General features: G+C 73.7%; 8 protein-coding genes and 2 pseudogenes. 1 reads left to right on the top strand and 9 read right to left on the bottom strand.

All coding sequences use genetic code 11. The annotated features are described in order from the left end of the window. Window positions 1-672: pseudogene (locus JHAT_RS32590) on the top strand (FAD-binding protein); the annotation flags it as partial. Window positions 673-731: 59 nt separating this feature from the next. Here JHAT_RS32590 and JHAT_RS34230 read toward each other — a convergent pair. The 9 genes and pseudogenes from JHAT_RS34230 to JHAT_RS32540 all read right to left on the bottom strand — a co-directional run. Then, window positions 732-1,652 carry a UbiA family prenyltransferase gene (locus JHAT_RS34230; protein WP_107482099.1) on the bottom strand — a complete coding sequence of 307 codons (921 nt, stop codon included), beginning with the start codon at window positions 1,650-1,652 and terminating at the stop codon, window positions 732-734. Beyond that, complete coding sequence (locus JHAT_RS32575) at window positions 1,649-4,345, bottom strand: PEP/pyruvate-binding domain-containing protein (protein WP_143660578.1); 2,697 nt, start codon at window positions 4,343-4,345, stop codon at window positions 1,649-1,651. The genes JHAT_RS34230 and JHAT_RS32575 overlap by 4 nt, the downstream gene beginning before the upstream one ends. A gap of 5 nt (window positions 4,346-4,350) precedes the next feature. After that, window positions 4,351-5,331 (bottom strand): NAD(P)-dependent oxidoreductase, encoded by a 981-nt coding sequence (locus JHAT_RS32570; RefSeq protein ID WP_171991170.1) that lies wholly within the window; start codon window positions 5,329-5,331, stop codon window positions 4,351-4,353. After that, window positions 5,328-5,978 carry an isoprenylcysteine carboxylmethyltransferase family protein gene (locus JHAT_RS32565; protein WP_077801878.1) on the bottom strand — a complete coding sequence of 217 codons (651 nt, stop codon included), beginning with the start codon at window positions 5,976-5,978 and terminating at the stop codon, window positions 5,328-5,330. The genes JHAT_RS32570 and JHAT_RS32565 overlap by 4 nt, the downstream gene beginning before the upstream one ends. Beyond that, window positions 5,975-6,859, bottom strand: a complete 885-nt coding sequence (locus JHAT_RS32560; RefSeq protein WP_077801877.1) for an AfsA-related hotdog domain-containing protein — start codon at window positions 6,857-6,859, stop codon at window positions 5,975-5,977. The genes JHAT_RS32565 and JHAT_RS32560 overlap by 4 nt, the downstream gene beginning before the upstream one ends. Next, window positions 6,856-7,797: a carbohydrate kinase family protein gene (locus JHAT_RS32555; RefSeq protein ID WP_077801884.1), complete on the bottom strand. Its 942-nt coding sequence runs from the start codon at window positions 7,795-7,797 to the stop codon at window positions 6,856-6,858. Before JHAT_RS32555 ends, JHAT_RS32560 begins: the two co-directional genes overlap by 4 nt. A gap of 58 nt (window positions 7,798-7,855) precedes the next feature. Next, entirely contained in the window at window positions 7,856-9,019 is a 1,164-nt protein-coding gene (gene metK, locus JHAT_RS32550; RefSeq protein WP_077801876.1) for a methionine adenosyltransferase, read from the bottom strand. A gap of 479 nt (window positions 9,020-9,498) precedes the next feature. Beyond that, entirely contained in the window at window positions 9,499-10,728 is a 1,230-nt protein-coding gene (locus tag JHAT_RS32545; protein WP_077801875.1) for a cytochrome P450, read from the bottom strand. 102 nt (window positions 10,729-10,830) lie between these two features. Next, window positions 10,831-11,499, bottom strand: a pseudogene (locus JHAT_RS32540) (FAD-binding protein); the annotation flags it as partial.

Here is an 11,499-nt window from a genome sequence, read left to right as displayed (position 1 = left end):
GTCGGACTGATGATCCACCCCCACGTGCCGTCCGTGCCCGAGCCGCTGCGCGGCAGGTACGTCGCACACGTCCGCATCGCCCACGCCGGGAGCGTCACGGAGGGGCGCAGGCTGGTCGCGCCACTGAAGGCGGCCGCCCCCCGGTTGACGGACGGGCTGCGCGACATGCCGTACACCGCGTCCGGTTCGGTCTTCGACGACCCCGTCCGTCCGCACGGCTACGCCGGCGACAACGCCTACCTGCGCTCACTCGCCCCGGCCGACCTGCGGGCCGTCGTCGAACTCGCCGGCCCGCGGGCACCCGTGATGTGCGTCGTCGACATCCGCCACCTCGGCGGCGCCCTCGCCCGGCCGCAGGGCGCGCCCAACGCCATCGGCCACCGCGACGCCGCGTACCTCCTGAGGGTGCTGTCCCCGGTGGGGCCATGGAGCCCGGACGAGGTCGGACCCGTGCACGACAAGCTGCTCACGGCGGTCTCGCCCCGCGCCACCGGCCTCAGCGGCAACTTCGTCTACGGCGCGGGACGCCCCCTGTCCGCCGACCGCGTCCCCACCCTGTACGACACTGGCGTCCATGAGCGCCTGACCCGTCTCAAGGCCCTGCACGACCTGGCCAACACCTTCCGGGTCAACCACAACATCCGGCCTGACGGGTGCGGCACCGGGCCCTGACCGGGGCGTCCGCCGTACCGGTGCCGCATCGGCCCGGGCCCGGCCGGGGAGGCGGCTCGTCATGCCACCGGGCGGCCGGTGGCGGCCCAGTGCGCCACCGGTACGGCGAGGAAGACGACGTACGCCAGCAGCGCGGGCCCGCCGGGCGCGTACCGCTCCCCACCGCGCCGCAGGCGGACCCAGCCCCAGGCCAAGGCCGTCGGCGGCAGGAGGAACGCACACTGCCACCCCGTCCCCCAGGACTGCCAGGACGCGGCCACGGCCACCCGGCACCCGCAGGCCGCCAGCAGCAGCACCGCGGCCACCGCCACGCTCGCCGTGGCACCGACCGCTGTGGAGTACAGCTTCTCGCCGGGCCGGGCGAACGGCTCGCGCACCGTCTTGCGGGCCACTTCCCACGACACATAGGCGAGGAGGAAGGCCGACACGGTCAGGGCCGACGGGCCGGCGGGTGCGGCGGCGCCCGCCGTACGGGCCAGCAGCACGGCGTAGAGAAGCACACCGGTCTTGAGCTGGACGGTCACCACGATGTTCCCCCACATCGCGTCCCGGAACCGCGGCGAGAGGCGTTCCAGGCCCAGCAGGAAGAGACTGTAGGCCATGATCGCGGCTGCCGCCGCGACCGGTCCCGGCCCGGCGGCAGCCGCCGACACCAGCGCCGGCGCGGCCGAACCCGCCAGGTAGGTCCGGGCGGCCGCGAGCGACACCTCGCCGGTGACGAGCGGCCGGTCCCGGTTGAACACCCGGTCGTAGTCGAGGTCCTTGATCTCGTCCACGACCCGCATGAAGAGCAGCACGCACAACAGCCCCGCCAACCCCGCCACATGACCGGCCCGGGCGGGTCCGAGCGGACCGCCCGGCGTGTCCCGCGTGGCCAGGGTGCTCTGCACGGCCGCAGGCAGGAGCAACACGTAGATGCTGTACCGGGCGAGCGGGAAGCGGGTGAGGAAGAACCTGCCGAAGACAGCCAACGCCGTCACGGCGCCGCCTCTTCCAGCACCCGCACCCGGCCGTCGGCCCCGTCGATCTCGATCAGGCTGCCGTCCGCGATCCGGGCCGTCGCGCCGGGTACGCCGACGATCGTCGGGATGCCGAACTTCCGGCCGGTGATCGCCGTGTGCGACAGCAGGGAGCCGCGCTCCACCACGATCCCCCGCGCCGCCAGCATCAGGTACAGCCAGCCGGGATCGGTCTCCCGGGCGATCAGGATCGTGTCCGGCGCCAGTTCCTCGCCCAGCGCCGGGCTGAGGACCACCCGCGCCCGGCCGCGGACCCTCCCCGGGCAGGAGCCGAGCCCGCTGAGGACCTCCTGCCCGGCGCAGGCCACGGCCGGCTCCTCGACGTGCGGCACCGACGTGCCCACCACGTCGCCCGTGGCGAACTCCCGGGCCGGCGTCAGCCGCCGCGCCCGCTCCCCGTCGCGTCGCCGGACCTCCACCAGGCCGGCCAGGTCGTGGGTGGTGCCCGAGCCGTCGACGAACCCGAACAGCTCGTCCAGGTCGAGCAGGAAGACGTCCGCCGGGTCGGCGAGCACACCACGCCGGTGCAGGTCCGCGCCGAGCACCGCGATCACCTGCTTGGTATAGCCGAACAGTTCGCTGCGCATGTACCGGCCCGCCTCCCGGTAGTACAGGTGCGTGCGCAGCCGGTCGAACAGGAACAGCAGCAGCCCGCGCTCCAGGGGCCGCCGCGGCAGCAGCCGTCGCAGGCGCTCCTCGCCCTCCGCCCGCTCGGCCCACTCGCTGCGCTCCAGGTCCGCCACGCGCACGCCGGACAGGGCGTACTGCCGGACCACCTTGAGCAGTTCCCAGGGGGTGTCCCGCGGATTGGGCTGTTCGAGCTTCAGCTCCTCGATGCCCCGGTCCCCGTACCGGCGCAGATGGGTGCGGACCGCCGCGGCGAAGTCCGCCGGCAGCCGCCCGGACTCCAGTTCCCGCCACAGCGCGTGGGGGTCGGCCTCGGTGAACCGGGCGAGCAGCTGCTCGTCGTCGCGCACCAGCTCCCCGAGCCGTACCGCCCCGAGCGCGATCTCGGCTCCGCGCAACTGCGGTCCTCCGCACAGCAACTGACTGAAGAGGACGTCTTGGTCGGTGACGCCCCATCGCTCCAGCAGCTGCTCGATCACCTTGTGGTACAGCACCATGAACTGGTAGTTGATCAGGGTCACGCCCCACATCCGGGCCGCCGCACGCCACACCTCGCGGAAGTCCGCGACCAGCACCAGCGGGTGACGGCCCGGCATCTGCGCCGATCCGCGCTTGTCCCGCAGCAGCCGCTGCCAGGCCCGTTCGAACGCCGAGAAGTCACGCGGGAGCGTGACGAGGTTGCGGCCCGCGCGGGTCCAGCCGGCCGCGAGCGAACCGAGCCGGCGCAGCCGCTCGGCCCGGCCGGCGGGCGGCCGGGCGGGCTCGTGGTACACGGTGTCCAGCTCCGCCACGAGCCGCTCCCAGTCCCGGCGCAGCCCCTCGAACATCGGCAGGGCCGACAGCATCGCCGTGAAGGAGGTGATGTTGTGGTAGATCCGTCCGTCGAGATAGCCGAGCAGTCGGCCGGTGCAGTCGGCCACCTCCTCCAGCTGGCGCTCGTCGACCCCGCACCGGCGCAGGTAGTCGTGGTTGAGCAGGGCGTAGAACCGCCGTGCCACCGAGTACGTCATCGGCGTCGTGGTGCCCGGAAAGCTCTCCGAGACGTTGGCGTTGCTCCACACGCGGTGCCGGGCCGGCTCCATGGCGATGGGCCGGGACTGCACCACGTGCACGATCCCGTCGGCGGTGAGGGTGGCCTCGATGTCCTGGGGCGCGCCGAAGAGGTCCTCGATCCGGCGGCCGAGCCGCGCGAGGAGCACCACCTCCTCGTCGGAGAGGACCGGCCCGTCGCGCCGCTCCTTGGGAACCTCGACCTCCACGATCCCGTGCCCGCGCTCCGCGTCCAGGGCGAGCATGGTGGGCTTGAAGGCGACCGTCCGCTCCACGCGGTCGGTGCCGGGGGTCACGAAGAAGTGGTCGGTGGCGGTCCTCTCCTGCACAACGCCCTCGCCGATGCCCCAGCCGGCGCTGATCACCGTACGGCGGGCGTACGTCGCCGCGTCGGCCGTGAACATCACCAACGAGCGCTCCCCGAGGACCATCTCCTGGACGCCGACCGCGACGGCGAGTCCGCGCGTGGACAGTCCCTGCCGCCGCCGATACAGCAGGGACTCCGGGGAGAACGCCGAGGACCAGCACCGCAGCACCGTCTCCGCCACGTCCTCGGCACGGACGTAGAGGAAACTGTCGCTCATTCCGGCGAACGGATGGTCGGCGGAGTCCTCCCCCCGGTCCGAGCACCCGGCGAGCACTGACGCCCGGACCGCCAGCAGGGTGTCCGAGCCGGGGAACCACCGCTCCACCGCCTCCCGCAGCGCGGTACGGGTCGTTGCGTCCAGGCCCACGCCCTCGACCAGGGCACGTATCCGTGCGCTCGCCTCCCGCAGGGTGTGCCAGTCCCCGGGATCGACACGGTCGAGCACGTCGTCGATCCGGGCGGTGAGCGGGCCCACGGCACGCCGGTAGGCGTCTCCGGTCAGGCAGAACAGCGGCGGCACCCGCACGCCCGCGTCGTGCAGCACTTTCAGCCGGGCGAACTTCCAGCCGACCTGTGCGGGCCGCAGCGGGTCGTGCAGCGTCTCGATCATCAGGGTCACCTTTCGTTCGCTTCTCCCCGGCGGGCGCGCAGCACCGCGGCCGGCGACTTGGCGGTGAGGTCGGAGCCGATCTCGTGTTCCAGGGCGCGGACGTCGGCCCAGTGGGAGCGGGTGGCCAGCTCCAGGAAGGTGGCCAGCCGCCGTGCCCGGTGCCCCGGCAGCAGCGCGGCGGCCCGGATCACGGTCTGCGGCGGCAGCAGCCGGACCGGGGCCCGGGCGGGCGGCGGCGCGATGTCGAACAGCTCCCGCAGTGTGAGGGGCTTCCGGTACGCGACGTTGAGCACCCGTCGCACGGCAGTGCCCCCCAGCGCGCTGTTGTGGGCCCGGGCCACGAGGCGGACGATCGCCTCCGCGTAGTCGTCGACGTCCATCACACTCAGCCGGACCTGGTCGGGCGCCAGCCGCAGCGGCATGGCCCGCAGCGCGGTCGCCAGGGCCAGGAAGGAGGGGTCCTCGGCTCCGGGCAGGAAACGCGGCCGCAGCATGTAGGCGCCGCCGTCGCGCCGGCGCATCGCCTCCAGGACGAGCCGCTCGGCGGCGAGCCGGGTCCGCGCGAGCGGGGTCGCCGGCGCGGGCGGCGCGCTTTCGGCGACGTACTCCTGGGCGCCCTGCCCGTAGACGGACATGGAGCTGCCGTGCACTGCGCTCCGTACCGACGGCGGCAGCCGGTCCAGGACTGCGCGGGTCCCGTCGACGTTGACCGCCTGCAGCCGTGCCCGGTCGGTCTCCCGGTGCTCCGACGCCAGGTGTACCAGCACGGTGGCGTCCCGCGGCGGGAACGCCTCGGGCAGCTCGTCCGGCAGCTCGCCGACCACCTGCCGGACGAAGGGTGGGGGCTGGGCGAGAGGGGAGCGGACCAGCGCGGTCACCCGCCAGGACTGCGGGAGGGCCGCCACCCGCCGCAGGAAGGCACGGCCCGTGTAGCCGGTCGCTCCGGTCAGCGCCACATGGGGGGCCGGGGAGCGGGGCGCGCTCACCATACGAACGGCACGAGCCGCTTGCGGCCCAGGGCGAAGGCCCGGTAGCCCTCGACGGCGTACAGCATCCGTTCCTCCACCCGGATCCGGTACACGATCGCCGGCAGGAAGGCCCCGAGGAGCAGCACCACGCTGACGGGGTTGCAGAAGAAGGACACCAGCCCGAGATGGGCCAGGAGCATGCCCGCGTAGGCCGGGTGCCGCAGCAGCCGGTAGGGGCCGCCGTCGGCGATCCGGTGGCCCTCGACCGTGCGCACCCGGTGCGAGTAGAAGCGGCCGAGGGCGCGAATGGACAGCAGCCGCAGCGCGGCGCCGGCCGACAGCAGGGCCGCCGGTACCAGCATCCAGGGCTGCCAGGGCGCGCGCGGCAGCGGCCCGTACACCGCCGCGAGCACTGTGGCGAGGCGGGCGAGACCGTACAGCAGCTCGCTGCCCCGGTCGTCTTCCGAGGCCGGCTCCCCGGCGGTCCGGAAGCTGACCCGCACCTCGAGGAACACCCAGCCCAGATAGGCGGCGATCAGTACGGCCGCCATGCCCGGGGCCCGGCCGGGCCCCGCCGCGAGGGCACGGACCAGACCCCCGGTGGCGGCGCAGGTGCCGACCGCGAAGAGGATCGCGGGGAACCGCCGCACCGCGCTGACGCTCACCGGGCCTCACCCCGGTGCGCGGCCGTGGTGCGGGAGGCGCCCGCCCGCAGCCGCCGGTAGGCGGCGGGCGGCACGGTACGGCCGGTGAAGGCGATACGCCCGCGGGGCGTGCCCCCGTGCAGCAGTTCGCAGACGACGCTCTCGTGGCGGCGGTGCGCGCGGCGGGGGTGGCAGCGCAGCACAAGGCGGTGCGGCCAGAGGCCGTCCGCCGGCAGGGACACCTCCAGGGAGCCGACGATCAACCGCTGGTCCAGCGGTGTCCCCCAGGCCGTGTGGCTGACCATCGTGGCGGCCTGCCGGGCGGTCTCGACGAGCAGGGTCAGCGGGTGGACGGCGCGGGCGTGGTGGTCGGCCGGCGCGAGCGCCCGCGTGGTGAAGGCTCCCGCTCCCGTGTCGTGCAGCGGACCGACCAGGACGCGTTCGCGGCACCGCTTGTGCACCAGACGCGGGTCGGCCGGCCCGGTCGGGGGTCCGATCGGCACCTCGGTGGTGGGCCGGGGCGCGGACCGGGGGCGTTCGAGGCGCAGTTCCGCCCGGCAGACGGCCGCCCCGGACTGGAGCACGAGCGCGTCCAGCAGCCGTGCTCCGCCCGGGGCGGGCACCGACTCGACGCGCAGCCGGGGCGGCGGGCTCTTCTCGCAGAAGCGGTCGAATCGCATCCGCAGGGCCGTCGGCTCCCAGTCTCCCGGCCGGTGCAGTTGTCCGGCGGCCCGCAGGATGGAGTCGAGGAGCAGCATCGCGGGTACGTGATCCAGCGGATGGTCGAAGAAGAAGCGGTTCTTCTCCGGGATGGCCGGCTCGCCCTCGACGGTCGACAGGGTCTCGGCCCTGCCGGGCCGCTCGCTCTCCGCCGCGGCAGCGGCCTGGATGAAGGTCGTCACACGGTCTCCGTCAGCAAGGGCTCGACCGCTCGGGCCACCGCGCTGCCGTAGCCGCGGTCGAGCCGGTCGAGCACGTCGGACATGTGCAGTCGGTAGGTCTGCGTTCCCGCGGACTCCACGGCCGCTGCGGCCATGGCGCAGCCCAGCTGGCTCGCTCTGCGGTAGTGCCAGCGCCAGGCGAGACCCGCGAGGAAGCCGGCGCGGAAGGCGTCGCCCGCGCCGGTCGGATCCTCGACCCGCGCCACCGGGACGGCCCGCACCGTCAGCCTGGTCCCGTCGGCACGGCGGACGACGACGCCCTCCGCGCCCCGGGTGACGACCCAGGTCCCCACCCGGTCCAGCAGCTGCCGCTCCGTCCACCCGGTCCGCTCCAGCAGGAGTGCCGCCTCGTACTCGTTGGTGAACAGCACGTGCGAGGCGTCCACCAGGGCGCGCGCCTCCGCCCGGTCGAGCCGGGGCAGTTGCTGCGACGGGTCGGCCGCCACCCGGACGCCGATCCGGTGAGCGGCGGAGGTGTGCCGCAGCATGGCCGCGGGGTCGTCCGCCCCCACCAGGACCAGATCGGTCTCCGCGGCCCCCGCCAGTACCTCGCACAGGTCGATCTGCCGCGCCTCGGCCATCGCCCCGGCGTAGAACGTGGCGATCTGGTTCTCGTCGCGGTCCGTCGTGCAGACGAAGCGGGCGGTGTGCAACGAGGCGCTGATCCGTACGCCGCCGGTGTCGACACCGTGCGTCTCCAGCCAGGACCGGTACTCGGCGAAGTCGGCGCCGGCGGCGCCGACCAGCAGCGGGCGCAGGCCCAACTGCCCGAGCCCGAAGCATACGTTGGCCGCCACCCCGCCACGCCGCACCTCCAGCCGGTCGGTCAGGAAGGAGAGCGACACCTGGTGCAGCCGGCCGCTGAGCAGGCTGTCCGTGAACCGCCCCGGAAACGTCATCAGATGGTCGGTGGCGATGGAGCCGGTGACCGCGATCCGCGTGCCGGTGCCGGCCACGTCAGAGCCCCGCCGCGATCCGGAGCGCCTCGACCCGGTCGGTGCGTTCCCAGGTGAACCCGGGCAGTTCGCGGCCGAAGTGCCCGTAGGCGGCGGTGCCCGCGTACACCGGGCGGATCAGGTCCAGGGCGCTGATGATTCCGCCGGGAGTGAGGTCGAAGACCTCGGCGACGGCCGCCTGGATACGGTGTTGCGGCACCGTGGCGGTCCCGTAGGTCTCCACGAAGAGGCCGACCGGCTCCTGCCGTCCGATCGCGTAGGCGACCTGCACCTCGCAGCGGCGGGCGAGACCCGCCGCGACGACGTTCTTGGCCACCCAGCGCATCGCGTAGGCGGCCGAACGGTCCACCTTGGAGGGGTCCTTGCCGGAGAACGCGCCGCCGCCGTGGCGGGCCATGCCGCCGTAGGTGTCGATGATGATCTTGCGACCGGTGAGCCCCGCGTCGCCCATGGGACCGCCGATCTCGAACCGTCCCGTCGGGTTCACCAGGAGGCGGTGGCCGTCGGTGTCCAGCTTCACCCCGTCCTCCGCGAACGCCCTGAGCACCGGTTCCACGACGTGTTCACGGATGTCCGGGGCCAGCATTCCCTCCAGACTGATCTCGGCGGCGTGCTGCGAGGAGACGACCACCGTGTCCAGCCGGACCGGACGGTCCGCCTCGTAGGCGACGGTGACCTGTGTCTTGCCGTCCGGACGCAGATAGGGCAGCGTGCCGTCCTTGCGGACGCCGGCGAGCCGGCGCGCCAGAGCGTGCGCCAGCTGGGCCGGCAGCGGCATCAGCGCAGGGGTCTCGTCGCAGGCGTACCCGAACATCAGCCCCTGGTCGCCGGCCCCGCCGGTGTCCACACCCCGGGCGATGTCGGGGGACTGGGTTCCCAGCGACACCGAGACCCCGCAGGAGCCGCCGTCGAACCCCTTGGCCGACTGGTCGTAGCCGATGTCCAGGACGGTACGGCGGACCAGCGCGGCGATGTCGACCCAGGCGGAGGTCGACAACTCGCCGGCGAGGTGCACCTGGCCGGTGGTGATCATGGTCTCCACGGCGACGTGTGCCGCCGGGTCCCGGGCGATGACGGCGTCGAGGACGGCGTCGCTGATCTGGTCGGCGATCTTGTCCGGGTGGCCCTCGGTGACGGATTCGGATGTGAAGAGCCGATGGTGCATGGGCGGTCCTCCTGAGAGAGCGGACATGCGAGAGGGCGGGGGCTCCGGACGACGGAGCGGGCCGGGCGGCTGGTGCCGGGCGTGGCTGGACCACGGCCGGGGGATCGTCCACCGGAGGCGGAGGCGGAGGCGGAGGCGGAGGCGGAGGCGTGAGGCCGATGCGGATGTGGAGCGGTGAGGCGGATGTGGATGTGGAGCGGTGAGGCGGATGTGGAGGTGGAGCGGTGAGGCGGATGTGGAGGTGGAGTCGTGAGGCGGGAGCGGCGGGGGAGGACGGAAGGGCGGCGGAGAGGGGCGCACGGTCCGCCGGGTCCGGCTGCGAGGGCCGTCTCCCGCGCGGGGTCCGAGCGGGCGGTGGCGACGCCGTGGGCGCCGGTCCCGTGGCGGCTCGCCGACGGTGACGGGTCGGGATCCCGGGTGACGGCCGCCTCTTGCGCGCCCGCACCAGCGCCGGCCGGTCACCACGGGCCGTACGACCGTCAGGATCGCGTGCCGTGCAGCCACACCGGCAGGACGCGGGGGCCGTTGGCGATGAAGGAGCCCGAGCCGGGGATCTCCTCGCGGGGCCGGGCCAGTCGCATCGCGGGGAAGCGCGCGAAGAGCCGGGGCAACGCCAGGCCCGCCTCCATGCGGGCCAGCGGCGCACCGAGGCAGTGGTGCACGCCGTACCCGAACGCCAGGTGCTCCCGACGCTCACGGGAGGGATCGAACTCCCCGGCGTCCGGGCCGTGTTGGGCGGGATCCTGGCCGGCCGCCGTGTAGGAGACGAGGATCGCGTCGCCCCGCCGGATCGTCACCTCGGCCAGCTGGATGTCCTCCACCGCGAACCGCAGCGGCATGTGCGCGACCGGGCCGTGCAGCCGCAGCGTCTCCTCGATCACGTCCGGCCAGGTCGTCCGGCCCGTCCGCAGCGCGTCGAGCCGCTCGGGACGGGAGAGCAGTTCGATGATCGCGCTGCCCAGCAGGTTCGCGGTGGTCTCGTGTCCCGCCCCGATCATCAGCATCAGGGTGTCGACGAGTTCCTGCTCGCCGAGCCGCTCGCCGTCGTCGTCCCGTACGGCGATCAGCGCGGAGGTCAGGTCGTCCCCGGGCCGGGAGCGCTTGAGGGCGACCAGGTCGGCGAGGACCTCGTACATGGTCCGGCCGCGGGCCTGGATGTCCTCGATGGTGCCGGGGTCGCGGAAGAAGTCGTCCATCATCCGCATCAGCGCCGCACCGGTGTCGTCGGGGACCCCGAAGAGTCGGCAGATCACCCGGAACGGCAGCGGATGGGTGAACTCCGCCCGCAGGTCGGCGGGTTCGCCCCCAGGCAGCGCGGACAGCCGCTCCAGCGTTTCCTCGACCGCCTCGGTGACGGCCGGCTCCAGCGACTTCGTGCGGCGCGCCGTGAACGCGCCCGCGACCAGCCGCCGCAGCCGCGAGTGGTCGGCGCCGTACGCCGTGAGCATGTTCTCCACGGACACCCAGGGATACAACGGCCAGTCGGCGGTGATCTCGCCGTCGCGGAACGCGGGCCAGTGCTGCCGGGGGTCCTTGGAGACACGGGAGTCGGTGAGCAGCCGCTTGACCGAGTCGTGCCGGGTGACCGACCAGGCGACCACCCCGCCGGGCAGCTCCACGAGCGTGGCCGCCCCCTTCGCGCGGAGGGTCGCGGCCTCGGCCGCGAGCGCACTCCCGGTGGGGTCCAGCGGGTACGGCGTGTCAGACATCGCTGTGCTTCATCCCATCTCGCGTGGCGGTGAGCCGCGGGTGATCGCCACTGCGGCGGTCCAGGGGGAGGGACCGCCGCAGTGGACGCCGGATGCCCGGACCTAGACGTCCGCGGCAGACGCCGGTGGCAGGTTGTAGTTCGCGCGGAAGGTGTTGGAGGGGTCGTGGACGGCCTTCAGGCGGGTCAGCCGCTCGTGCGTCGGCGCGTCGTAGGCCGTACGGACCTGCTCGGGGCCGGCGTTCTCCCCGATGCCCATGAAGTTGAGGAACCGGCCCCGGGTCCGGGGCGCGACCGCGTCGAAGAGCTGCCGCTGCACGGGACGCACGGTCTGCGGGGTGAACGGCCCCATGAGCGGCGACAGCACGTACAGCAGGTACCGCGCGTCGCGGTGGCCGATCGCGTTGGGCGCGCCCTGTGGCCGGGCGAGGGCGCCGCCGAGGTGACGCACTTCGGTGACACACATCACGGGGGCGTCGGGGCCCACGGTCTTGAGGATGGTGGACACGTCGGACGGGGCCAAGTCGTCCAGCAGGGCGTCCTCCGCGTACCAGGGCATCGGCATGGGAGGGTCGTTGTGGATCGCCGCGCTGTCCGTGTACTGCATCTCGCCGAGCGTCTCCAGCAGGCGCGGGGCGACCGCCCTCAGCGGGGCGACCAGCCGCTCGCCCTCGTCGGCGGGGCCGGTGTGGGCGATGCGGACGTGCGCGACGTACTTGCCGCGCAATGGCTCCGCGACGACGGGAGCGTCTGGCACCGGGATGAGGGCGAT

This window comes from Streptomyces sp. JHA26 (assembly GCF_002005565.1).
GTDB lineage: Bacteria > Actinomycetota > Actinomycetes > Streptomycetales > Streptomycetaceae > Streptomyces.
Note: the sequence above shows the minus strand (reverse complement) of the source record. Positions and strands in the feature narration are given on the sequence as shown.